This window comes from Rhodococcus sp. NPDC078407 (assembly GCF_044542515.1).
Taxonomy (GTDB): domain Bacteria; phylum Actinomycetota; class Actinomycetes; order Mycobacteriales; family Mycobacteriaceae; genus Rhodococcoides.
In genome coordinates this window covers 47,614-69,260 of record NZ_JBITUQ010000023.1, presented here as the reverse complement: position 1 = coordinate 69,260, position 21,647 = coordinate 47,614, and the positions used below count along the sequence as shown (strand labels likewise).

At 63.7% G+C, this 21,647-nt stretch carries 24 protein-coding genes; 15 read left to right on the top strand and 9 right to left on the bottom strand.

Going from position 1 to position 21,647, the window contains the following annotated elements; translation table 11 throughout:
* The first annotated feature begins 14 nt into the window (after positions 1 to 14).
* Genes ACIGGF_RS20380 through ACIGGF_RS20345 form a run of 8 tightly spaced genes read left to right on the top strand, consistent with a single transcriptional unit; the run spans position 15 to position 8,210 of the window.
* On the top strand, positions 15 to 854 hold the full coding sequence (locus ACIGGF_RS20380) for a nitrilase-related carbon-nitrogen hydrolase (protein WP_397522988.1): 840 nt from the start codon (positions 15 to 17) through the stop codon (positions 852 to 854).
* Entirely contained in the window at positions 854 to 2,275 is a 1,422-nt protein-coding gene (hydA, locus tag ACIGGF_RS20375) for a dihydropyrimidinase (protein WP_397522971.1), read from the top strand. The genes ACIGGF_RS20380 and hydA overlap by 1 nt, the downstream gene beginning before the upstream one ends.
* A 3-nt stretch (positions 2,276 to 2,278) precedes the next feature.
* Positions 2,279 to 3,310, top strand: a complete 1,032-nt coding sequence (locus tag ACIGGF_RS20370) for a TIGR03842 family LLM class F420-dependent oxidoreductase (RefSeq protein ID WP_397522970.1) — start codon at positions 2,279 to 2,281, stop codon at positions 3,308 to 3,310.
* A complete protein-coding gene (locus tag ACIGGF_RS20365; RefSeq protein ID WP_397522969.1) occupies positions 3,307 to 4,242 on the top strand; it encodes an ABC transporter permease in 936 nt (311 codons plus the stop codon). Before ACIGGF_RS20370 ends, ACIGGF_RS20365 begins: the two co-directional genes overlap by 4 nt.
* Positions 4,239 to 5,018, top strand: a complete 780-nt coding sequence (locus ACIGGF_RS20360; RefSeq protein ID WP_397522968.1) for an ABC transporter ATP-binding protein — start codon at positions 4,239 to 4,241, stop codon at positions 5,016 to 5,018. Before ACIGGF_RS20365 ends, ACIGGF_RS20360 begins: the two co-directional genes overlap by 4 nt.
* The gene (locus tag ACIGGF_RS20355) at positions 5,015 to 5,767 is read left to right on the top strand and encodes an ABC transporter permease (RefSeq protein WP_397522967.1); all 753 of its coding nucleotides are present in this window, start codon (positions 5,015 to 5,017) and stop codon (positions 5,765 to 5,767) included. Before ACIGGF_RS20360 ends, ACIGGF_RS20355 begins: the two co-directional genes overlap by 4 nt.
* 2 nt (positions 5,768 to 5,769) lie before the next feature.
* Positions 5,770 to 6,906 (top strand): ABC transporter substrate-binding protein, encoded by a 1,137-nt coding sequence (locus tag ACIGGF_RS20350; RefSeq protein ID WP_397522966.1) that lies wholly within the window; start codon positions 5,770 to 5,772, stop codon positions 6,904 to 6,906.
* Positions 6,906 to 8,210, top strand: a complete 1,305-nt coding sequence (locus tag ACIGGF_RS20345; RefSeq protein ID WP_397522965.1) for an aspartate aminotransferase family protein — start codon at positions 6,906 to 6,908, stop codon at positions 8,208 to 8,210. The genes ACIGGF_RS20350 and ACIGGF_RS20345 overlap by 1 nt, the downstream gene beginning before the upstream one ends.
* 2 nt (positions 8,211 to 8,212) lie before the next feature.
* On the opposite strand, the gene ACIGGF_RS20340 is transcribed toward ACIGGF_RS20345, so the two are convergent.
* Both ACIGGF_RS20340 and ACIGGF_RS20335 read right to left on the bottom strand, forming a co-directional pair.
* On the bottom strand, positions 8,213 to 9,157 hold the full coding sequence (locus ACIGGF_RS20340) for a hypothetical protein (protein ID WP_397522964.1): 945 nt from the start codon (positions 9,155 to 9,157) through the stop codon (positions 8,213 to 8,215).
* 192 nt (positions 9,158 to 9,349) lie between these two features.
* The gene (locus ACIGGF_RS20335; protein ID WP_397522963.1) at positions 9,350 to 10,732 is read right to left on the bottom strand and encodes an FAD-binding oxidoreductase; all 1,383 of its coding nucleotides are present in this window, start codon (positions 10,730 to 10,732) and stop codon (positions 9,350 to 9,352) included.
* Positions 10,733 to 10,964: 232 nt separating this feature from the next.
* On the opposite strand from ACIGGF_RS20335, the gene ACIGGF_RS20330 reads away from it, so the two are divergent.
* Positions 10,965 to 11,276, top strand: coding sequence for a hypothetical protein (locus tag ACIGGF_RS20330; RefSeq protein ID WP_397522962.1), 312 nt, complete (start codon positions 10,965 to 10,967; stop codon positions 11,274 to 11,276).
* A gap of 7 nt (positions 11,277 to 11,283) precedes the next feature.
* Here ACIGGF_RS20330 and ACIGGF_RS20325 read toward each other — a convergent pair whose 3' ends face one another.
* Together ACIGGF_RS20325 and ACIGGF_RS20320 are read right to left on the bottom strand one after the other, a co-directional pair.
* Positions 11,284 to 11,928: a Type 1 glutamine amidotransferase-like domain-containing protein gene (locus ACIGGF_RS20325; protein WP_397522961.1), complete on the bottom strand. Its 645-nt coding sequence runs from the start codon at positions 11,926 to 11,928 to the stop codon at positions 11,284 to 11,286.
* Complete coding sequence (locus tag ACIGGF_RS20320; RefSeq protein ID WP_397522960.1) at positions 11,925 to 12,374, bottom strand: HIT family protein; 450 nt, start codon at positions 12,372 to 12,374, stop codon at positions 11,925 to 11,927. The genes ACIGGF_RS20325 and ACIGGF_RS20320 overlap by 4 nt, the downstream gene beginning before the upstream one ends.
* Before the next feature lie 245 nt (positions 12,375 to 12,619).
* On the opposite strand from ACIGGF_RS20320, the gene ACIGGF_RS20315 reads away from it, so the two are divergent.
* The 3 genes from ACIGGF_RS20315 to ACIGGF_RS20305 are packed head-to-tail and all read left to right on the top strand — an operon-like array spanning position 12,620 to position 15,482.
* Positions 12,620 to 13,738, top strand: coding sequence for a Re/Si-specific NAD(P)(+) transhydrogenase subunit alpha (locus tag ACIGGF_RS20315; protein WP_397522959.1), 1,119 nt, complete (start codon positions 12,620 to 12,622; stop codon positions 13,736 to 13,738).
* A complete protein-coding gene (locus tag ACIGGF_RS20310) occupies positions 13,738 to 14,061 on the top strand; it encodes an NAD(P) transhydrogenase subunit alpha (protein ID WP_032393485.1) in 324 nt (107 codons plus the stop codon). Before ACIGGF_RS20315 ends, ACIGGF_RS20310 begins: the two co-directional genes overlap by 1 nt.
* Entirely contained in the window at positions 14,061 to 15,482 is a 1,422-nt protein-coding gene (locus ACIGGF_RS20305) for an NAD(P)(+) transhydrogenase (Re/Si-specific) subunit beta (RefSeq protein WP_397522958.1), read from the top strand. The genes ACIGGF_RS20310 and ACIGGF_RS20305 overlap by 1 nt, the downstream gene beginning before the upstream one ends.
* Positions 15,483 to 15,523: 41 nt before the next feature.
* On the opposite strand, the gene ACIGGF_RS20300 is transcribed toward ACIGGF_RS20305, so the two are convergent.
* Positions 15,524 to 16,255 (bottom strand): hypothetical protein, encoded by a 732-nt coding sequence (locus ACIGGF_RS20300; protein ID WP_397522957.1) that lies wholly within the window; start codon positions 16,253 to 16,255, stop codon positions 15,524 to 15,526.
* A gap of 582 nt (positions 16,256 to 16,837) precedes the next feature.
* Between ACIGGF_RS20300 and ACIGGF_RS20295 the strand changes: the two genes are divergently transcribed.
* A complete protein-coding gene (locus ACIGGF_RS20295) occupies positions 16,838 to 17,164 on the top strand; it encodes a hypothetical protein (protein ID WP_397522956.1) in 327 nt (108 codons plus the stop codon).
* A gap of 104 nt (positions 17,165 to 17,268) precedes the next feature.
* Positions 17,269 to 18,294 (top strand): phosphotransferase family protein, encoded by a 1,026-nt coding sequence (locus ACIGGF_RS20290; RefSeq protein WP_397522955.1) that lies wholly within the window; start codon positions 17,269 to 17,271, stop codon positions 18,292 to 18,294.
* Positions 18,295 to 18,299: 5 nt separating this feature from the next.
* Here ACIGGF_RS20290 and ACIGGF_RS20285 read toward each other — a convergent pair whose 3' ends face one another.
* Both ACIGGF_RS20285 and ACIGGF_RS20280 read right to left on the bottom strand, forming a co-directional pair.
* Positions 18,300 to 18,773, bottom strand: a complete 474-nt coding sequence (locus ACIGGF_RS20285) for an acyl-CoA thioesterase (protein WP_397522954.1) — start codon at positions 18,771 to 18,773, stop codon at positions 18,300 to 18,302.
* A gap of 10 nt (positions 18,774 to 18,783) precedes the next feature.
* Positions 18,784 to 20,001 carry a benzoate/H(+) symporter BenE family transporter gene (locus ACIGGF_RS20280; RefSeq protein ID WP_397522953.1) on the bottom strand — a complete coding sequence of 406 codons (1,218 nt, stop codon included), beginning with the start codon at positions 19,999 to 20,001 and terminating at the stop codon, positions 18,784 to 18,786.
* A gap of 169 nt (positions 20,002 to 20,170) precedes the next feature.
* Here ACIGGF_RS20280 and ACIGGF_RS20275 point away from each other — a divergent pair, with 169 nt between their 5' ends.
* Positions 20,171 to 20,917: a GntR family transcriptional regulator gene (locus tag ACIGGF_RS20275; protein ID WP_397522987.1), complete on the top strand. Its 747-nt coding sequence runs from the start codon at positions 20,171 to 20,173 to the stop codon at positions 20,915 to 20,917.
* A gap of 2 nt (positions 20,918 to 20,919) precedes the next feature.
* On the opposite strand, the gene ACIGGF_RS20270 is transcribed toward ACIGGF_RS20275, so the two are convergent.
* Together ACIGGF_RS20270 and ACIGGF_RS20265 are read right to left on the bottom strand one after the other, a co-directional pair.
* Positions 20,920 to 21,384 carry a PTS glucose transporter subunit IIA gene (locus ACIGGF_RS20270; RefSeq protein ID WP_397522952.1) on the bottom strand — a complete coding sequence of 155 codons (465 nt, stop codon included), beginning with the start codon at positions 21,382 to 21,384 and terminating at the stop codon, positions 20,920 to 20,922.
* Positions 21,381 to 21,611 carry a glucose PTS transporter subunit EIIB gene (locus ACIGGF_RS20265; protein WP_397522951.1) on the bottom strand — a complete coding sequence of 77 codons (231 nt, stop codon included), beginning with the start codon at positions 21,609 to 21,611 and terminating at the stop codon, positions 21,381 to 21,383. The genes ACIGGF_RS20270 and ACIGGF_RS20265 overlap by 4 nt, the downstream gene beginning before the upstream one ends.
* Between the last annotated feature and the right edge of the window lie 36 nt (positions 21,612 to 21,647).

Sequence of the window (21,647 nt, the reverse complement as noted above, 5' to 3'; positions counted from 1 at the left end):
ATGGAGTGCCGATGATGTCCACAGTTCGAGCTGCGTTGGTCCAGAGCACGTGGACCGGTGACAAGGAATCGATGATCGCGGCACACGAGGGGTTTGCTCGGTCGGCTGCCGAGCAAGGCGCGAAAATCGTCTGTTTTCAAGAACTTTTCTACGGCCCGTACTTCTGTCAGCTTCAGGATGCGAAGTTCTACGAGTACGCCGAATCGGTACCCGGTCCCACCGTCGACCGTTTCGCCGCATTGGCGAAGGAGCTCGGCATCGTGATGATTCTGCCCGTGTACGAGCAGGAGCAACCCGGCCTTCTCTACAACACCGCTGCCGTGGTCGACGCCGACGGCACCTATCTCGGCAAGTATCGCAAGCACCATATTCCGCACGTGAACGGATTCTGGGAAAAGTTCTACTTCCGGCCGGGCAACCTGGGGTGGCCGGTGTTCGATACCGCGGTCGGCCGCATCGGTGTCTACATCTGCTACGACCGGCACTTTCCCGAAGGCTGGCGAGCCCTCGGACTCGCCGGTGCCGAGATCGTCTTCAATCCCTCGGCTACGTCGAGGGGGCTGTCGAACTATCTGTGGAAGCTGGAGCAGCCGGCGTCTGCCGTCGCGAACGAGTACTACGTGGGTGCGATCAACCGGGTCGGTGTCGAATCCGAATACGGTGACAACGATTTCTACGGAACCAGCTACTTCGTGGACCCCGAGGGCAAGTTCGTCGGCGAGGTAGCGTCGGACTCCAAGACCGAGATCATCGTTCGAGATCTGGACATGGATTTGATCCGAGTGGTCCGCGACCGATGGGCCTTCTATCGCGACCGCAGACCGGACGCGTACGGACCGCTGGTGCAGCCCTGATGGCCACCACCTTCGTCCACGGCGGAACCGTCGTATCCACTACCGGCGCACAGGAACTGGACGTGCTCATCGACGGTGAGACCATCGTCGCGGTGCTGGCACCCGGATCGGTGTCACTGGCTGCGGACCTGAAAACCTCGGCGGATGTCGTCGTCGACGCCACCGGGAAGTACGTGATTCCGGGCGGCGTCGACGGACACACCCACATGGAGATGCCGTTCGGTGGCACGTTCGCCTCCGATACCTTCGAAACCGGTACGCGCGCGGCGGCCTGGGGCGGTACGACGACCATCGTGGACTTCGCTATTCAGACTCCCGGCCAGCGCGTACAGGACACCCTGGCGCAGTGGCACGAGAAAGCGGCCGGGAAGTGTGCCGTCGACTACGGGTTTCATCAGATCATCGGCGACGTCACCGACGATTCTCTGAAAGCCATGAGCGAGTTGGTCTCCGAGGGTGTGACGAGCTTCAAACTCTTCATGGCCTACCCGGGCGTCTTCTACTCCGACGACGGCAAGATCCTACGAGCCATGCAGTCAGCCGCCGAAACGGGTGCGCTGTTGATGATGCACGCCGAGAACGGGATTGCCATCGATGTGCTTGTGGCGCAATCCATCGCGCGCGGCGACACGGCCCCGTACTTCCATGGGACATCGCGCCCGTGGCAACTCGAAGAAGAGGCGACACACCGAGCGATCATGCTGGCAGACGTCACCGGCGCGCCGCTGTACGTCGTACACGTGTCTGCCAAGCAGGCGCTGGAGCAAATCGCTCAGGCAAGAGGCAACGGGCAGAACGTGTTTGCCGAGACGTGTCCGCAGTACCTCTACCTGTCACTCGAAGAACAGTTGGGTGCGCCCGGCTTCGAGGGGGCCAAATGGGTCTGCTCGACGCCGCTGCGGTCGCGGGCCGAAGGTCATCAGGACGAGTTGTGGCGCTACCTGCGCACAGGTGACGTGGCCACCGTCAGTACCGATCACTGCCCGTTCTGCATGAAGGACCAGAAAGAGATGGGGATCGGTGATTTCTCCAAGATTCCCAACGGCATAGGTTCGGTCGAACACCGCATCGACCTGATGTTCCAGGGGGTCAAGAGCGGCAAGATCACCTTGGAGAAGTGGGTCGACGTCTGTTGCACCACCCCGGCCCGAATGTTCGGAATGTATCCGAGGAAGGGCGTCATCAGCCCCGGAGCAGATGCGGACATCGTGATCTACGACCCGAACGGACAGACCAGCATCGGAGTCGACAAGACGCATCACATGAACATGGACTACTCGGCGTACGAGGGCTTCGAGATCGACGGCCACGTCGACACCGTGATGTCTCGTGGGCGCATCATCGTCGACAGTGGATCGTATTCCGGTACTGCCGGGCACGGCCGCTTCGTCCGCCGCGACCTCTCTCAGAATCTGATCTGAGCCATGGACATCGGGGTGGTGCTGCAGTGCAATCCGCCTGCGTCGCGGGTGATCGATCTGGCCAGACAGGCCGAGACGCATGGCTTTTCGCACGTGTGGACGTTCGATTCGCATCTGCTGTGGCAGGAACCGTACGTCATCTACAGTCAAATTCTGGCCGCGACCAGGCGCGTGACCGTGGGCCCGATGGTCACCAATCCCGCCACGCGTGACTGGACGGTGACTGCATCGACATTCGCGACTCTCAACGACATGTTCGGCAATCGGACCGTGTGCGGCATCGGTCGGGGCGATTCCGCGGTCCGCGCTCTCGGCGGTAAGCCGACAACGCTTGCTTCGCTTCGGGACTCGATCGAGGTGATTCGAGATCTGGCCAACGGCCGCAGTGCCCGTGTCGGTGGGACGACGGTGCAGTTCCCGTGGGCCGAGCACTCGAAGCTCGAGGTGTGGGTCGCGGCGTACGGACCGAAAGCCCTCGAGCTCACCGGGCAGGTAGCGGACGGATTCATTCTGCAGCTGGCAGATCCCGACATTGCTGCGTGGACGATTGGCCGAGTGCGTGCTGCGGCCGAGCAGACGGGCCGAGATCCGGATTCGATTTCGATCTGTGTTGCAGCGCCCGCCTACGTCACCGACGGTACCGAGGCCGGGCTCGAACATGCCCGAGATCAGTGTCGTTGGTTCGGTGGGATGGTCGGCAATCACGTCGCCGATATCGTCGCGCGCTACGGCGGGAACGGCGACGGAGTTCCGCAGGCGCTCACCGACTACATCGCAGCGCGTACCGGTTACGACTACAACGAGCACGGCCGGGCGGGAAACTCGCACGCAGAATTCGTTCCTGACGAGGTGATCGACAGATTCTGTCTGCTGGGGACACCGGCCGATCACATCGTCAAACTGAAGGATCTGGAGGCACTCGGCGTCGACCAGTTCTCGGTCTACCTCCAGCACGACGCCAAGGCCTCGACGCTGGAAGCCTACGGAGAGAGCATCATTCCGCAGATTCGTAAGTCCGTGACGGCGACATCGTGACCGCTGTACTCGACCAGGCGACGGTGGTGACACCGACTCCAGCCCGGTCGGTGCGAGGGCTCCGTCGTCCGGTCATGGCCGTAGCGGCGGTGGTGCTGGTGCTGGTGATGTGGGAGCTGGTGAAAGTGCTCGTCCCCGAAAACGGCGTGAGCATCGGCGGTGTGCGGGTGTTGCCGCGCACCGACGACGGCGCTCTGCCGCACGTGTGGTCGGTGTTGGCGGCGCTGACCGAGCCGGAAGTGAATGTCGCGGGGGCTCGCAGTGTCGGTGCTGCGATCGTATCCAGTGGCCTGTTCACGTTCGGGCTCGCGGTACTCGGGTTCGCGCTGGGCGCTGTGGTCGGGCTGATCCTCGCTGTCGCCATGCAACGGTTCGTGTGGGTGGAGCGGTCGGTGTTGCCCTACGTGATCGTCTCGCAGACGGTACCGCTCATCGCGCTGGCGCCGCTCGTCGCAGGCTGGGGAGGGAAGATCGCCATCGGCGGGTACGCCTGGCAGCCGTGGATGAGCATCACCGTCATCGCGTCCTATCTCGCGTTCTTCCCGGTCGCGGTCGGGATGCTGCGCGGCCTCCGCGCACCCGACAAGGCGTCTCTCGATCTGATGCACAGCTATGCGGCCGGATGGTGGACAACGCTTCTGCGGCTGCGGATTCCCGCCTCGGTGCCGCACCTGATTCCTGCGCTACGTCTGGCCGCGGCCGCATCGGTGATCGGTGCCGTGGTTGCCGAAATATCCACTGGAACAACCGGCGGCATCGGCAGGCAGATCATCGTCTTCTCGCAGCAGGCGACGGGCGACGCGTCTCGTCTGTATGCAGCTGTGTTGGGCGCAGCGGTACTCGGGCTGGTGGTCACCGGGTTGGTGTCACTGCTCGACGTCGCATTGGGTCGGTACGCGGGACGCTCTCCCGGTCGACGGGCTCGGTCATGACCGAGCATGCGGTAGTCGTCGAGAACGTCGGGAAGACGTTCGATGCGGGAGTGATTGCGCTGGAGGATGTTTCGCTCGCGATCGCACCTGGCGAATTCGTCTCGCTGATCGGGCCGTCGGGGTGCGGTAAGTCGACTCTGCTCCGCATCATTGCAGATCTGGACCGACCCACTTCCGGTGCGGTGTCGGTGTTCGGCCTCACAGCGCGGCAAGCCCGCATCGAGCAGAAATACGGCATTGCGTTCCAGCAGGCGGGGTTGCTCGACTGGCGAACAGTGCAATCCAATGTCGGATTGCCGCTCGAACTACACAAGGTGCCCAAACGCGAACGGACCGAACGGGTTCGTGAGCTCCTGGACCTCGTCGGACTCAGCGATTTCGCGGAGAAATTTCCCAGCCAGCTGTCCGGCGGTATGCAGCAGCGCGTGGCGATCGCGCGTGCTCTGGCCCGGACGCCGGGACTGTTGCTGATGGACGAACCGTTCGGTGCGCTCGACGAGATGACGCGCGAGAAGATGCAGAACGACCTACTGCGCATTGCCGAGGAGTCGAGCGCAGCGGTGGTGTTCGTGACCCACTCCATCCCCGAGGCGGTGTACCTGTCCGATCGAGTGGTCGTGATGTCCGCCAGACCGGGACGCATCGTCGACACACTCACCATCGACAGGTCCGAGAGAAACGGGGACTCGCGCGAATCGGCGGAGTTCTTCTCCTCCATCACCGCGGTACGGGATACATTGCACGGCCGTACCGTTCGCAGTGTGGAACTGTCGTGAAGCTCTGGCTGCCACCAGTGGTGTTCGGCGTCGCGGCGCTCGTGTTGTGGCAGCTGCTCACGGTCGTCGCGGGCGTTCCATCGTTCCTGCTGCCGTCTCCGACTGCGATTGCCGAACAGCTCGCGCGCAACGCCGCCAACATCGGATCGGCAAGTGTGGCAACAGGAACCAATGCGCTGGTCGGACTGATCGCAGGATCGGTCCTCGGTGTGCTCGCGGCGATGGTGGCTGTTCGCCTTCGCATCGTCGACGAGCTTCTTACCCCGTTGGCGGCGGGTGCCGCGGCAATTCCCATAGTCGCCCTCGCACCTGTGTTCAACTCGATGTTCTCCTCGACGACCGATCTTCCGCGCCGCCTCGTCGTGACCATCGTCGTGTTCTTCCCGGTGTTCGTCAGTGCGGCGAAGGGACTCCGTCAGGTGTCGCCGGTGCATCACGACCTCATGACGTCGTACGCCGTCGGTAGTTGGCAGTTCACTCGAATCGTCCGACTCCCGTCCGCCGTTCCGCACATCTTCACCGGGTTGCGGGTTGCCGCTCCCAATGCTGTCATTGCTGCCATCATCTGCGAGTACTTCGGTGGCCTGCAGAACGGATTGGGGTCGCGGATCACCTCCGCCGCGGCGAACACTGCCTATCCCCGGGCATGGGCCTACGTCGTGGGTGCCATTGCAGTGGGGTTGCTCTTTTTTCTGGTTGTTCTGCTGCTCGAGAAACTCGTGTCCCGGCGTCGTCCCCAGGAGAGATGAAGATGAAGATCACTCGAACAACCCGGCCTCTTCTCGCCGTCGTCATGGCTCTGACGGTGGTCGCCTCCGCGTGCAGCACCACCACGACCGACGCCGACACCGGTGCAGACGGAAACACAGCGATCAAGCTGCAATTGCAGTGGTTCAAGCAGGGCCAGTTCGCCGGCTACCTCGCCGCCGTCGATCAGGGCTTCTATGCCGAACAGGGGCTGGATGTCGAAATCCTCGACGGCGGAACGGATATCGTCCCGCAGACAGTCCTCGCACAGGGGCAGGCCGATTATGCCGTCGCGTGGGTACCGAAGGCGCTCGCTTCCCGCGAGGCCGGAGCCGGCATCACCGACGTCGCCCAGATCTATCAGAGATCCGGCACGCTGCAGGTCTCGTTCGAGGATCAGAACATCGCCTCACCCGCCGACCTTCGCGGCAAGACCGTCGGAAACTGGGGCTACGGAAACGAATTCGAGTTGTTCGCCGGCATGACCAAGGCCGGGGTGAGCCCGTCGGACGTGACGTTGGTGCAGCAACAATTCGATATGAACGGACTGCTGTCCGGTGATATCGCTGCGGCCCAGGCGATGTCGTACAACGAGTACGCACAGCTGCTCGAGACCGTGAACCCGGAGACCGGTGCGCTGTACACCGAGGACGATTTCACCACTCTGAACTGGAACGACGACGGTGTCGCAATGCTGCAGGACGCGATCTGGGCCAACACCGACAAGCTTGCCGACGAGGCGTACCAGGAGCAGACCGTCAAATTCCTGGCTGCATCGTTGAAGGGCTGGATCTTCTGCCGCGACAACGTCGAAAAGTGCCGCGACATCACCGTCGCGGCGGGCTCCACCCTCGGCGCGAGTCACCAGCTCTGGCAGGTCAACGAGGTGAACAAATTGATCTGGCCGTCCGCGGATGGGATCGGAATGATCGACGAGGCTGCGTGGCAGCAGACGGTCGACATCGCCAAGACCACGACGAACGCCGAGGGGTCCACCGTTCTGACTGCCGATCCCGACGCGCAGGCCTACACGAACGAGTACGTCACGGAGGCGCTCGATTTGCTCGAGGCCGACGGCGTGGACGTCACCGGAGAGTCGTACGCTCCGATGGAGGTCACACTGGAAGAGGGCGGCAAGTAATGGATCACGTGTTCTACTCCTGGTCGGCGCAGGCCGAGCTGAATCCGCTCACCGTGGAGGGTGCCGAGGGATCATGGTTCTGGGACGACAAGGGCAATCGCTACCTGGACTTCTCGTCGCAACTGGTCAACGTCAATCTCGGTCATCAACATCCGGATGTGGTGGCCGCCATCGTCGAGCAGGCTCAGGTGTTGACGACCATTTCTCCGACGGTGGCCAACAACAAGCGCAGTGAACTCGCTGCGTTGATCGCCGAGCGGGCACCGGGTGATCTGGACCGTGTGTTCTTCACGACGGGCGGTGCAGAAGCCGTCGAGCATGCGGTGCGGCTGGCGCGGCAGTACACCGGGCGCACGAAAATGCTTGCCGCCTATCGCTCGTATCACGGCGGCACCGGTGTTGCGATCGGTCTCACCGGCGAGCCGAGGCGGTGGGGAACCGAGCCGACCAATGTCGACGTCGTCCGATTCTTCGGCCCCTATCCGTACCGCTCACCCTGGGGCACAACGACTCCCGAGGACGAGACGGCCGCAGCACTGGCACACCTCGAGCAGGTCATCGTGCTCGAGGGCGCGCAGAACATTGCCGGTCTCATCCTCGAATCGGTCATCGGCACCAACGGTGTGCTGATCCCGCCGCCGGGTTATCTGGCCGGCGTGCGGGCGTTGTGCGACAAGTACGGGATCGTCTACATCGCCGACGAAGTGATGGTCGGGTTCGGGCGAATCGGTGAATGGTTCGCATGCCAGGCCTGGGATGTGACACCGGATCTGATCACGTTCGCCAAGGGCGTCAACTCCGGCTACGTGCCGCTCGGCGGAGTGGTGATCTCGGAGAAGATCGCCGCGCAGTTCGATCACAAGCCCTACCCGGGCGGGTTGACCTATTCGGGCCACGTACTCGGCTGCGCGGCCGGCGTGGCGTCGATCAACGTATTCGAGCGCGAGAAGATTCTTCCGCACGTGCGTCACGTGGGGGAGGACGTTCTCGGTGCGGGCCTGTCCAAGCTGGCCGAGTCCCATCCCAGCGTCGGCGAGGTGCGCGGCAAGGGATTCTTCTGGGCTGTGGAACTGGTCAAGGACGGTGCGACGCGAGAACCGCTGGTGCCCTTCGCTGCCTCGGGTAAGGATGCGGCAGCGATGGGTACGGTGACCGCCGCAGCGAAATCACGCGGCCTGTGGCCGTTCGTGTCGGGCAACCGCCTCCAGATCGCACCGCCGTTGACGACATCCGAGGACGAAATTCGTCAAGGACTCGAAATCCTCGACGAGGTGCTGACGGTGGCGGACGGGTTCACCGTCTGACTTCAGCCGTTCTGATAGGCACGAACTGCGGCCGTTGCTGCGATGCGTAGGCGTTCACAGCCGAACCCGCTGAGCTGGATCACGTCGATGTACGTCTCGGTTTCGGTACGTCGCTGGACTGGATGGCCGGACCCGACGCCCACGAACGCGCGGGTTGTGCAGTAGCCGTTGTCTTCTTCTTCCTCGTGTCCCACTACGCCGATAAGATCTATTTCGACTTCACCGAACATGGTCAACGGTTCGTCTGCCATCGACTCGGGGAATTGCCTGAAACCGATGCTGACTTCGCCGGATTCGTCGCGTTTGTTGACGCGTACCCCAGTCTGTATGCGGCAGTTGAAAGGATCACCTTCGCCCAGTGCGGTGACTATTGTTTTCGGATAAGTCTTTGATAGCTCCGGTACAGCGCCGCAGGGTTGTTTCGACATGAGAGCTGTCTGTACCGACCGTGTCGATTCCGATCGGAGTGGCTGAGAAGAGAACAGTGGCACGGATGCTCTGATCAATTCGCGGGTGCGAGAACATAAACGAGCATCCACCGAGTCTCCGAACAGCTCAGGCGACGACAGGCCGAAATCCGCACCGAAGGCGGAGACGAAGAAGGCTTGGTGATCGTCGAACCGAACCGAGATCGAACACATGACAGAATCCGCAAGCTCGGTACCCATGAATCCACCGAGGTCTACGAAGGCACTGTCGACGCCCATTCCGGTGGAAATCGACAGACCTTCGATCCTGGCGTCGGTGACCGGTTCGGAAAACTCGATCGAGCAGGTGTCCATCTGGGTGTCGTTCCCGAAGTGGATCGGGACACCCCATTGTGCGATGGTTGTTCCATCGACGAAGCCGCACGGATCAAGGGTGCGAAACCAGTCGTTGTACGGCGAGGTGGGAACCGCGATCTCCGGTGCGACTGTTGTCGGTATCGCTACAGGGGTCCCTGCCACCGGGCTCGAGCATGCCGAGACGAGCAGTGCGACCACGACACTCGCCGTGAGCAGTCGGGTGCTGTGAGCTGAAAAGGATGTGCGCACGAACAAGGTAGCCCCCGGATCCGATGTCCAACTCCCCCCGGAGCCGCGCCTATTCCACCACACCGATCACTGGAATCGTAAGTCGAAGATTGGCGGGCCCAGGAATCAGAGCACAGCACCGGGGTTGAGGATCCCCGCCGGATCGAGTGCGGTCTTGATCCGCCGGGTCAGTTCCATGACGTCTTCTCCGACCTGATCGGGCAGCCACGCCTTCTTGAGGCGGCCGACGCCGTGTTCGCCGGTGATGGTGCCGCCCAGAGAGATTGCCAGATCCATGATCGCCCCGAAGGCAATGTTGGCGCGGCGGGTCATGTCGGCGTCCTCGGGGTCGAAGACGATGAGCGGGTGGGTGTTGCCGTCGCCGGCGTGGGCGATGACGGCAACCAATACGTCGTATTTGGTGGACAGTTCGGCGATACCGTCCACAAGAGCCGGCAGAGCGGGCAGCGGAACCCCAACGTCCTCGAGCAGCAGGCTGCCGAGTCGTTCGACCGCAGGAATGGCGAATCGCCGCGCCGCAGCGAAGGCCTCGCCCTCGTCCGGGTCATCGGTGGTGAACACCTCCGAGGCTCCGGCCGCGCTGCATGCGGCCGCCATGATCTCGATTTCGCGTCCGCGATCTGCTCCGGGAGAGTCGGACCTAGCGATGAGCATCGCCGCAGCGTCGCGGTCGAGGCCCATGTTCATCGCGTCCTCCACGGCTCCGATGGACGCGCGGTCCATGAACTCGAGCATCGAGGGCCGCAGGTTTCGGGTGATGGCGAGAATGGCGGCGGTGGCGTCGTGCACCGACGCGAACGAGGCGACCACCGTACTGGCGGGAGGTTGCGCCGGGATCAATCGAAGGGTGATCTCGGTGATGATGCCCAGCGTGCCCTCGGAGCCGACGAACAGCTTCGCAAGGGACAGGCCTGCAACATCTTTCAGGCGTGGCCCTCCCAGCCGGACGGCCGTTCCGTCGGCCAGGACGACTTCGAGGCCGAGAACGTAGTCGGTGGTGACGCCGTACTTCACGCAGCACAGACCGCCGGCGTTCGTGGCGGCGTTTCCACCTATGGAGCACATCTCGAACGACGACGGATCCGGTGGGTACCACAGGCCGTGTTCGGCGACTGCCTTCTTGACCTCGGCGTTGAGCAGCCCGGGTTGTACGACGGCGATGCGGGTCACCGGATCGACGGTGATCGCGCGCATCAACTCCGTGGTGAGCACGATGCCGCCGTCGACTGCGGTGGCACCGCCGGACAATCCTGAACCGGCGCCGCGAGGGACGACTGCCACGTTGTGCTCGGTGGCCCACCGCATGACGGCACGGACGTCGTCGGTGGACTGTGCGCGCACGACGGCCAACGGGGTACCGGCGTCGGGATCCTTCGCCCAGTCGCGCCGGTATCCCTCGGTGATGTCGGGGTCCGTGACCACGGCACCGGCCGAAAGCAGGGATTCGAGTTCGCTCAGGCGGGCATCTGCATCCGTCGTCACCGACATCCGGTTCTCCTCACGTCGAAATTGTGACCGTCGCCACTCGAGTCTGTCATGGTCGCGCGGCGGGTGGATGCGAGGCCGGACAAAAGTGGGGGCGAGTCACATCAGTCACATCAGCCTCATCCGTTACCGGATCGATGCGTCGTCGACACGCAATCTTGTAGTTCGCCACGCTAGCGTCCAGCGCAGCGGACCTCGCGCCCCACGCGGCGCGAGTCGACAAGGAGGCTGCACCATGATCGATCCCGGAAGTGACTCCTGGAACTACGTGGCGGCGATGTTCTCGTACGAATTCCTCGGCGGCGGAGTCGAATACGACACCATCGAGCGGATCCATCGAGGTGAGATCGACGATTGGGTTCGGGCCCTGACGCAGTCCGGGTTGTTCGAGAAGGCGACTGTTCTCGACATCGCGGACTCATGGCGGGAGGCTCCGCGCCGATTGCTGGACATGCTCGTACGCGATGCGGACGAGATGACGGCGCGGCGATGCTCCCTGGCATGGTCGTCACTGGATCGACTGGCTCCACTGGCCCGCCTGGGTTGATCGGCGTTCAATCGCCCAGGATCCGAGTCTCCGAATCGTCGACGACGATGGCCTGTTCGTCGGTCAGGCCGTGACAGCTCACGCCGTCCCGACGTAAACGTTGCAGAGTCGACCATCCCGAATCGTGTTCGTCCAACACGGAATTCAGGTGTGGAACGATCGAGAAATCCACCAGCCCCAATCCGTTCCACACCGTGTCGACGCCGGTGACGGGGCGTACCTCGCCGGGGTCGTCGGCATCCTCGACTCCGATCAGTGACGGAGCAGTCACGCAGGCTCCCGCGCTGTAGCCGCCGTAGACGATGGAGCCTTCTCGAACACGCTCGCTCAGAATGCCGTCTGCGCCCGAGCGAGCCAGTTGAGCACGCAGCACGAACGTGTTGCCGCCGCGCACCCACACCGCACCGAATGCATCGAGCGCGCTCTCCAACGCTGCCGTCCGACCCACGTATTCGCGAAGATCGATCTCGGCCGGTCGATACCCGAGAGCCCGCAACGGGCCGAACTCGCTGCGAAGCGAGGAAGCGCGCGCGGCAGCCGGCCACGCATCTGACGCGTTCGCGATGACCGCGAGATCCGCGGGCGGTCCGGTGAGTTGGACGAAGGCATCGGAGTGCCCTCCGAATCGATACGACGACAAGAACAGTTTCATGCCTTCGGTTCGCCTTCTAGCCGAGTCAGCCCGACGCGGACGGCCTCCGCGACACGATCGGGCTCACGGAGGCGACGCGTCACGAATCCGGCCGCGAACCGCAGCCGATCACGATGCCACCGCGGCACCACGTGGAGATGAAGATGGAAGACCGTCTGAAATGCTGCTGTGCCGTCGTTGATGACGAGGTTGGCACCGTCGGCGCGTAGGTCCGAGTGCCGAACCGCGCGCGCCAGGGTGTGCCCGACGCGAAACACCTCGGCGGCTGCGTCCGGATGGCTCGAGTTCAGGTCGGTGGCGTGCTCGCGCGGAACGACGAGGAGGTGGCCGCGACTGATCGGCCGAATATCGAGAAAGGCGATGGCGTGGTCGTTCTCGAACACGCGGCGGGCCGGAGCGTCACCGGCGACGATGGCACAGAAGATGCAAGGTTCCACGATTGTCACTGTAGGGTCCGATCATCACGGTTTGACCTGTATGGCGTGCATCACAATTGCTCGCTGTGTAGTCGCGAAATGTCGAAACGGACTCGATTCAGAACGAATCGGACTGTGTTCTGGGTTACCCGCGCTCCATTTCCTGTGGCTACTATCAGGAACCTCGTGCCTTGTCGCATGGGTTCGTCCACTCGTCGCGGATCAGTAACCATTCGCCGATCGGTGGGCACCATTCAACGCAGGAAGACGGAGATTTGGATACATCGCAGAGCGCTGAGAAGGGTTCGGGATCCACGACGGTCGTCGGTGTGGTCCGCGAATCGGGAGAAGGTGAGCGTCGTGTCGCTCTCGTCCCGAAAATTGTCGCCTCCCTCACGGGTAAGGGCGTCGAGGTCGTCGTCGAATCGGGTGCCGGGCTCGGCGCTCTGATTCCGGACGAGCTGTACGTCGCTGCCGGAGCCACGATCGGCGATCCATGGTCGGCGGACGTCGTGGTCAAGGTGGCCCCACCGTCCGATGCCGAGGTTGCCAAGATGTCGTCGGGGTCGACGCTCATCGGGTTCCTCGCACCGCGGAACGCAGAGAACAGCATCGGCGCGTTGAAGGCCGCCGGCGTGCAGGCCTTCGCCGTGGAAGCGATCCCGCGTATTTCACGCGCGCAGGTGATGGACGCACTGTCGTCGCAGGCCAACGTCGCCGGCTACAAGTCCGTGCTGTTGGCCGCGTCGGAATCGACCAGGTTCTTCCCGATGCTCACCACCGCCGCCGGCACCGTCAAGCCTGCGACCGTGCTGGTGCTGGGAGTCGGCGTGGCAGGTCTGCAGGCGCTCGCCACGGCGAAGCGTCTCGGCGGCCGCCCCACCGGGTACGACGTGCGTCCGGAGGTGGCGGATCAGGTCCGCTCCGTCGGCGCGCAGTGGCTCGATCTCGGGATCGACGCCGCCGGCGAAGGTGGCTATGCGCGTGAGCTGACCGAAGACGAACGCGTTCAGCAGCAGAAGGCGCTCGAAGAGGCCATCAAAGGCTTCGACGTCGTGATCACCACCGCGTTGGTGCCCGGCCGTCCCGCACCGCGTCTGGTCACCGCCGCCGCCGTCGAGGGCATGAAGCCCGGCAGCGTCGTGGTCGACCTGGCGGGGGAGACCGGTGGCAACTGCGAACTCACCGATCCGGGCCAGACCGTCGTCAAGCACGACGTCACGATCTGCTCGCCGCTGAACCTGCCGGCCTCGATGCCCGAGCACGCCAGTGAGCTGTACTCGAAGAACATCTCGGCATTGCTCGAACTCATGTTGGTCGACGGCAAGCTTGCCCCCGATTTCTCGGACGAGGTTCTCGCCGGTGCCTGCGTGACACGTGAGAAGGAGAACTGATGTACACCCCGCTACTCGCGAACATCGCGATCCTGGTGCTGTCCGGGTTCGTCGGTTTCGCGGTGATCTCCAAGGTTCCCAACACCTTGCACACTCCGTTGATGTCGGGAACCAATGCCATTCACGGCATCGTCGTGCTCGGTGCCCTGGTGGTGCTCGGCAAGGTCGACGATCCGTCCATCGGCCTGCAGGTCATCCTGTTCGTCGCTCTCGTGTTCGGAACCGTCAACGTCATCGGTGGATTCGTGGTCACCGACCGCATGCTCGGCATGTTCAAGTCCAAGCCGGTACCTGCCAAGGCCGAGAAGGGTGCTGACTCCTGATGGACAATCTCGTCAACATTCTCTACATCGTCGCCTTCGGAATGTTCATCTACGGTCTGATGGGTCTGACCGGACCGAAGACGGCCGTGCGTGGCAACCAGATCGCCGCGGTCGGCATGTTCCTCGCCGTCGTGGCCACGTTGATCTCCATCCGAGACACCGGCAACTGGATCCTGATCGTGGTCGGCCTGGTGGTCGGCGTCGCACTCGGAATCCCGCCTGCGCGTCGGGTCAAGATGACCGCGATGCCGCAGCTGGTGGCGCTGTTCAACGGCGTCGGCGGCGGCACGGTCGCGCTGATCGCCTGGGCCGAGTTCCTGGACACGTCCGGGTTCTCGAACTTCAAGCACGGTGAATCGCCGACGGTGCACATCGTCATCGGCTCGTTGTTCGCGGCGATCATCGGATCGATCTCGTTCTGGGGCTCGCTCATCGCGTTCCTCAAGTTGCAGGAAACCCTGCCCGGCTCGCCCATCACCATCGGTAAGTTGCAACAGCCGCTCAACGCCCTGCTGCTGATCGGTGCGATTGCCGCTGCCGTGGTGATCGGTATCAATGCCACTCCGGGCGGCGGAGTATCGCAGTGGTGGATCGTCGCGGTTCTGGTGCTGGCGGGCATCCTCGGTCTGACGGTGGTGCTGCCGATCGGCGGCGCGGACATGCCGGTGGTCATCTCGCTGCTCAATGCTCTGACCGGTTTGTCTGCAGCGGCTGCAGGTCTGGCGCTGAACAACACGGCGATGATCGTCGCGGGCATGATCGTCGGCGCGTCCGGCACCATCCTGACCAACCTCATGGCCAAGGCCATGAACCGTTCCATCCCGGCGATCGTCGCCGGCGGATTCGGCGGCGGCGATGCTGCTGCCGGTCCTGCGGGTGCCAGTGGCGGAACGGTGAAGGCCACGTCTGCGGCCGATGCGGCGATCCAGATGGCCTACGCCAACCAGGTCATCGTCGTTCCCGGGTACGGCTTGGCGGTGGCTCAGGCGCAGCACGCGGTCAAGGACATGGCGAAGTTGCTGGAGTCGAAGGGTGTCGAGGTCAAGTACGCCATTCACCCCGTGGCCGGCCGGATGCCCGGGCACATGAACGTGCTGCTCGCCGAGGCCGACGTTGCGTACGACGCGATGAAGGAGATGGACGACATCAACGACGAGTTCTCCCGTACCGACGTCACCTTGGTCATCGGCGCGAACGACGTCACCAACCCGGCGGCACGCAACGACCCGTCGAGTCCGATTCACGGCATGCCGATTCTCAACGTCGATCAGTCGAAGTCGGTCATCGTCCTCAAGCGGTCCATGTCGTCCGGCTTCGCCGGTATCGACAACCCGTTGTTCTTCGCCGAGGGCACCTCGATGCTGTTCGGCGACGCGAAGAAATCGGTGTCCGAGGTGACCGAGGAGCTCAAGGCTCTCTAGTCACCACCGCTCGTTCGACGCAGGATGGGGCATTCCCGAAGTCATCGGGGGTGCCCCGTCTTGCGTTGTACGGCCATCGCGGCGGTATCCAACGGATTGCGCGCTTCACGGGCAGCGGCGACGGGGGAGTACAGCATGACGATCGAACATGCGGGCCACCACATCGACACGACGAACAGCGCGCTCGCGATCCCGACGATGGACGCAGCTCCGGTGATCGAGGCTGCCGCTGCCACCGCAAGTGTTGCGACGGTGCCCAGCCCCAGAACCACCGGTCGCCACACCGGCGCGGCCACCATGGATGCTGCACCGAGCAGTGCTCCCGCCGCCACGAGCTGTCCGTAGGGAAGCCCGGTGGACGGAACGTACGAGCCCGCCATTTCACGAGCGAGCTCGCCGCTCACCACCGACCCGATGGTGCAGGCGATCACCACTCCGATTCCGTACGGGAGCCTGCGCAGCAGCGCGACCACAGCGAGGACGGCGATCGCAATCAGCACCGTGGTCACATCGATCGCGGCGAGCGCGGTGTCGGCCAATGCAGAGACCGGTAGCTCCACGGTGGACGCCGGTGGCGCAACGCGAGGTGCCGACATCAGCAACACCAGCAGTGCGCATGCAGACAATGCCGACACGGCCGCGCGCGTGGCGATGGCTCGCCGGCGCGGATGTGCCGCGGTGTCCTCGGTCGCCGGCGTGCTGTTGGTTGCTGGGGCGTTCTCGGGTCGACGGGACTTTCGGATCGGTCCATTTCCGAGGCTCGACGGTGACATGGCTGCAACGGTGCCCGATCATCCTGAACGCCGGATGTGAAGAACTCGAGAACGCCGTGTCGGTTTCCCGGTCACGGTTGCATCACGGCGAGCGCAGCATCGTTCGATCATGAGATGTGGGTGGAAGGACGCTCGCCGTGCGCCCGATTCAGCAGCCGAACAGCCCTAAAACAGGCGAGAGGAATGTTTACCACCGTATTTCAGTGCCCTCGATCTTGATTTCACGTCGAGCACCGCGAGCTATCGGTGTCGGATTCTGGAAGTTCGATGGCCGCGCTGGCTGAGACGTCAGGGCGTCTAGCTGGGCAAACGTCGTTCCGTTGTCCGCGGTCACAGTAATTTGTAAAGCGAACTATGACTTCGTTGCAAGATGTTGTTTGGATGGGTCCAAGTATGTGACGATAGTCACAGAGTCGAGCTCACCCCGGGCGAGACCGAGCAAAAGGGCGTAGTTTCAGCCGCATCGGAAAACCACGTTCTGACGTTACAGGCGAACTGATAACGATCTGGATACGGTTTTCGGTCCCCGTCGAAGGCGGGAACCGCCACGTATCGGACGCCGGAAACTCGAAGGAGAAGAACATGACCGCAATGTCTCAGGGACAGCTCGACATGGTCCGCGCGTTCTTTTGCAACGAGTTCCAAGCGGACTCCCTCGATCGGTCCACCGTGCCCGAGCCTACCGCCGACGCGGTGACCGAGTGGGTGGAAGCATTGGCCACCAGCGGGCTCTTCGCCCCGGCCGAGGTGCGCAACATTTCTTCGGTGTGGAACGCAGAGCCGGACGCACTGATTGCCTTGCTCGTCGGTGAGGTGGACGAGGTCGCCATCAGGCGTCACGGTACGTCGACGCCTGCGGCCGCGATCGCTACTCCGGCGCTGATCTCGGCATTCGGCCGCGCTAGCTGACTCGAGGAGTCTCGGCCCTCGAACGGGCTGCGCTTCGCTACGATCATTCGACTGGATGACGGCAGCGACGATCCTTCGTCGCGCAGCGAAACGAGGGCACTCCGATGGGCGTAGTGGGGCTGGACGAAGATGCAGTGTCGACCTGGATCGCAGCATTGGGAATCGGCGCGACGTCCCCGCTGACCTATCGCCGAATCGGAAACGGGCAGTCGAACCTCACGTACGAGGTGCGTGACGCAGGCGGGGCAGCCTGGGTCCTGCGCCGGCCACCGCTCGGGCACCTGCTGGCCTCGGCACACGATGTGGTGCGCGAACACCGAATTCTGTCCGGACTTCAGAACACGGCCGTGCCGGTGCCGAAAATGATTGCCCTGACCGAGGATCCGTCGATCACCGAAGTGCCTCTCGTGCTGATGAGCTACGTGGACGGTGTGGTCGTGGACTCCGTCGCCACGGCCGAGCGGCTCGACGCCGACCATCGGCGCAGAATCGGGCTCGGTCTGACCGTGGCACTGGCCGACGTCCATCGAGTAGATCTGGAGTCGTCCGGTCTCGCCGATCTGGCGAGCCACAAGCCCTACGCCGCTCGTCAACTCGCGCGGTGGACCAAGCAATGGGAATCCTCGCGCACCAGAGACGTACCGGGTATCGATTCTCTGGCGACTCGACTGGCTGCCAACATTCCGCAGCAGCACGAAGTGGCATTGGTTCATGGAGACTTCCACCTGAGTAACGTCATCACCGCCCGCGAGGACGGTCGCGTCGCCGCGGTCGTCGACTGGGAGCTGTGCACGCTGGGAGATCCGCTGGCAGACCTCGGCGGTCTGCTGGCCTACTGGCCGCAAGCCGACGATGGGGTAGCGGGCCCGTTCATGGCGTCGACGCTGCCCGGGTTTCCTACCAGGGCCGAGCTCGTCGAGTCCTACGCGCAGCAGACCGGGCGTGACGTATCCGATGTGGGGTTCTGGCAGGTCCTGGCGTTGTGGAAGCTCTCGATCATCGCAGAAGGCGTCATGCGCCGGATGGAAGCCGATGCACGAAACCGGGCCGTGGCGGGAGGACCCACCGCGACACTCATCGACGATATCGTGACGCGTGCGTTGGGCACCGCCGACGAGATCGGCCTGTAGAACCGTCAGTCCCTCGCGGTCCCGATCACGAGAGTGCGCGCTGCGCTTTCGATTTCGGCCGGGATGGCTACCGGTCGACGAGTGACTGCGTCGACGTACACGTGGACGAATCGACCCCGAGCTGCCAGTTCCAGCGCGTCGTTATCGGCCTCCCGGAACAGTGCCAGCGAGTACACAATGCTGCGCGTTCCCAGCCGTTCGACGGCCAGACCGACCTGGAGGCGGTCGGGGAAGCTCAACTCGGACAGGTAGCGACACGAGGTCTCGGCCACGACGCCGATCGCCGACAGAGTGCGGATGTCCACGCCCGTCGTCTCCATCAACCAGCCGTTGACGGCGGTATCGAAGTACGCGTAATAAGTGACATTGTTGACGTGGCCGTAGTGGTCGTTGTCGTCCCACCGCGTCGGCACCGGCCAGAGTGCCGGAAAGTCCGACGCCCGAGACAACTCCGCTTCGTCCTTCACCTGATCCGCCATGAACGAGACACTAGCCAGTCTCGTCGGAAGCAGTATTCGCCGGGGACTGCCGTCGCAGGATCGACCGCACGAGGAGTCCGACGACCAGTGCCCAGAACGCCGATCCGATTCCTGCGAACGTCAGGCCGGATGCGGCGACGAGGAACGTCAGGACGGTCGACTCTCTGTCCGACGCATGTTCGAGTGCTCCGAACAGTGACGCGGCGAGGGTGCCCAACAGGGCCAGTCCGGCAACGGTTTCCACCACGCCGGCCGGTGCCGCGGCCACGAGCGTCGCCAGAGCCGTGGCCAGCAGCGCGAGGACCAAGTACGAGCAACCGGCGGAGAAGGCGGCGATCCATCGTCGCTTGGGATCCGGATGGGCTGCGGGATTTGCCGACAGCGCCGCACTGATCGCCGCGAGGTTGATCGTGTGACCGCCGGCGAACGCGCCCAGGACGGTGCCGGTTCCGGTCGTGACCATCGAAGCGCGCCAGGGGATTCGGAACCCGAACGACGCCATCACCGTCGTACCCGGGATGTTCTGGGACGCCATCGTGACGATGTACAGGGGCACTGCGATACCGATCGTCGCTTGCCAGGTCCAGTGCGGAACCGTCCAGTCGATTCCGGGAATCAGATCGGACACCGCGATCGAGGTGCCACTGCCGATCAAGTCCGCGGCGATGACGACAGCCGCTGCAACGAACGCTGCGGGTACTGCCCAACGGGGGCTGAAACGGAGAACGACCAGCCACACCACCGCCACCGGCGCTATCAGTGCGGGGGAGTCGGCAAAGGCGATCACCGGTGCCGCGCACAGGGGTAGCAGAACCCCGGCCAGCATCGCCTGCGCCAGGGGCACGGGAATCTTCGAGACCAGCGCGCCGAGACCCGGCCACAGACCCGTCACGACAGCCAGGACGCCGACCGTGACGAATGCGCCCACGGCGGCGGGCCATTCTCCCGTCACCACGCCGGCTCCGGCCAGTAGCGCCGCGCCGGGCGTCGACCACGCCAATGTGATGGGTTGGCGATATCTGCGCGACAGCCACATCATGCCCAGTGCCTGCGTCACACACAGTGCCGACAATCCGGATGCCGCCTCTGCCGGGCTGGCACCGACGGCGCGCAGTCCGGTCAGCACGACGGCAAACGAGCTCGTGAAGCCCACCAGCGAGGCCACGATTCCGGCACTGACGGGAGTCGAGATCGGCGTCGGTGTGTCAGCGAAGTCGGCAGTGGTCACGAGTGTCGATGATGCACTGTGCGCCGTGGCCTGTCGCGTCTCCAGCCCAGCACGACTTCTCGGGTCGCGGATTGCTGTCGAGTTGGTGCCGACGTCGCGTAGTCTTTCGGTTGGACCGGACCAGTCCGTACCGCCTGGTCCGGCGAGTGACCGAAAGGCCGTCGCAGTGGTGATGCCCGTACATCTGAGGGACAGTCAGGTCCCGAAGCACGAACAGCTTCGCGCCATTCTGCTGCACCGCTGCACCAAGGAACTTCAGCCCGGCGACCTGATGCCGAGCGAGCGGAAGTTGATGGAAGATTACGGCGTCAGCCGCATCACTGTCCGGGAGGCGATCGGACAACTCGTCAACGACGGGCACCTGGTGCGGGTGCGCGGTAAGGGCACGTTCGTGGCCAGTCGCACGGTGCAATCTCGTCTGCACCTGGCGTCGTTCTCGGAGGAGATGCGTGCGCAAGGATTGACGCCGACAACTGTGGTGCTGTTCGCGCGGCTCGAAAAGCCCTCCGCGGCAACGGTTCGCGCCCTCGGACTGGCCGTCGGGGAGCAGACGTACCACGTCAAGCGACTACGGTTGGCCGACGCAGAGCCGGTGAGCGTCGACGACGGCTGGTTCCGTGCCACGTTGCTCCCAGGACTGATCGATCACGATCTGAGCAAGTCCGTGTACGAGGCCGTGCAGACTCACTACGGTCTGACGATCGACCGGGCCGAGCAGACCGTCAAAGCCACTGCTGCCGACAACGATACGGCGACCCTGCTCGGCACCAAGCGTGGTGCCCCGGTGCTGTACTTCGACCGAGTCTCGTTCAGCGGCGACGAGCCGCTCGAACACACCGAGAGTTGGTACCGATGCGATCGGTACCAACTGTCGATGGAAGTGGAAGGGCGCCGACGCACCACGCCGCGTCGGTGAGATCAGGGCAGCTCGAACAACGCATCACCCGTGGACACATCGGTGCCGATGTGTGCGCTGGTGATCGTGTCGGGTTTCGAGTCCATCAGGACTACGGGAACCACATCGGAGTAGCCCGCCGAGGCGATCGAGGTGGGGTCGTAGGTGACCACCAGGTCTCCCGCCAGCACGCTGTCGCCCTCGGCCGCAACGAGCTCGAATCCCTCACCTTTCATCTTCACGGTGTCGATGCCGATGTGCACCAGTACGCCCGCCCTGTCGTCGGTGAAGACGACGAACGCGTGCGGATGGAGCTTGAGGATCCTGCCCGCAACCGGAGAACGAACCTCGACGCGGCCATCGGTCGCCGCCGGGCGCAGTGCCACACCGGAACCCACCATCTGCGACGAGAACACCGGATCCGGCACGTCTGCGAGCGAGATCACCCGACCGGCAACCGGACTGAGGATCGATCTCCCGTCGCTCACAGAATGTCACCGATATCTTCCGCGAGTGTGTCCGCTTCGGGGCCGACGATCACCTGAACGGCAGTGCCCTTGTGGAACACCCCGTGGGCACCGGCCGCCTTCAGTGCGGCCTCGTCGACCAACGAGCCGTCCTTGACCTCGGTGCGAAGTCGAGTGATGCACGCTTCGATCTCGACTATGTTGTCGGCTCCGCCGAGGCCGTCGACGATCGCGTCCGCCTTGGACATGTTGGCCCTACTCTCTTCTCTGCTGCAATCCTGTCG

Bases quoted from the DNA above. Each gene is read 5' to 3' on its own strand.
- ACIGGF_RS20380 (WP_397522988.1), top strand. From the start codon at position 15: ATGTCCACAGTTCGAGCTGCGTTGGTCCAGAGCACGTGGACCGGTGAC.
- hydA (WP_397522971.1), top strand. From the start codon at position 854: ATGGCCACCACCTTCGTCCACGGCGGAACCGTCGTATCCACTACCGGC.
- ACIGGF_RS20370 (WP_397522970.1), top strand. From the start codon at position 2,279: ATGGACATCGGGGTGGTGCTGCAGTGCAATCCGCCTGCGTCGCGGGTG.
- ACIGGF_RS20360 (WP_397522968.1), top strand. From the start codon at position 4,239: ATGACCGAGCATGCGGTAGTCGTCGAGAACGTCGGGAAGACGTTCGAT.
- ACIGGF_RS20350 (WP_397522966.1), top strand. From the start codon at position 5,770: ATGAAGATCACTCGAACAACCCGGCCTCTTCTCGCCGTCGTCATGGCT.
- ACIGGF_RS20345 (WP_397522965.1), top strand. From the start codon at position 6,906: ATGGATCACGTGTTCTACTCCTGGTCGGCGCAGGCCGAGCTGAATCCG.
- ACIGGF_RS20335 (WP_397522963.1), bottom strand. From the start codon at position 10,732: ATGTCGGTGACGACGGATGCAGATGCCCGCCTGAGCGAACTCGAATCC.
- ACIGGF_RS20330 (WP_397522962.1), top strand. From the start codon at position 10,965: ATGATCGATCCCGGAAGTGACTCCTGGAACTACGTGGCGGCGATGTTC.
- ACIGGF_RS20325 (WP_397522961.1), bottom strand. From the start codon at position 11,928: ATGAAACTGTTCTTGTCGTCGTATCGATTCGGAGGGCACTCCGATGCC.
- ACIGGF_RS20310 (WP_032393485.1), top strand. From the start codon at position 13,738: ATGTACACCCCGCTACTCGCGAACATCGCGATCCTGGTGCTGTCCGGG.
- ACIGGF_RS20305 (WP_397522958.1), top strand. From the start codon at position 14,061: ATGGACAATCTCGTCAACATTCTCTACATCGTCGCCTTCGGAATGTTC.
- ACIGGF_RS20300 (WP_397522957.1), bottom strand. From the start codon at position 16,255: ATGTCACCGTCGAGCCTCGGAAATGGACCGATCCGAAAGTCCCGTCGA.
- ACIGGF_RS20295 (WP_397522956.1), top strand. From the start codon at position 16,838: ATGACCGCAATGTCTCAGGGACAGCTCGACATGGTCCGCGCGTTCTTT.
- ACIGGF_RS20290 (WP_397522955.1), top strand. From the start codon at position 17,269: ATGGGCGTAGTGGGGCTGGACGAAGATGCAGTGTCGACCTGGATCGCA.
- ACIGGF_RS20285 (WP_397522954.1), bottom strand. From the start codon at position 18,773: ATGGCGGATCAGGTGAAGGACGAAGCGGAGTTGTCTCGGGCGTCGGAC.
- ACIGGF_RS20265 (WP_397522951.1), bottom strand. From the start codon at position 21,611: ATGTCCAAGGCGGACGCGATCGTCGACGGCCTCGGCGGAGCCGACAAC.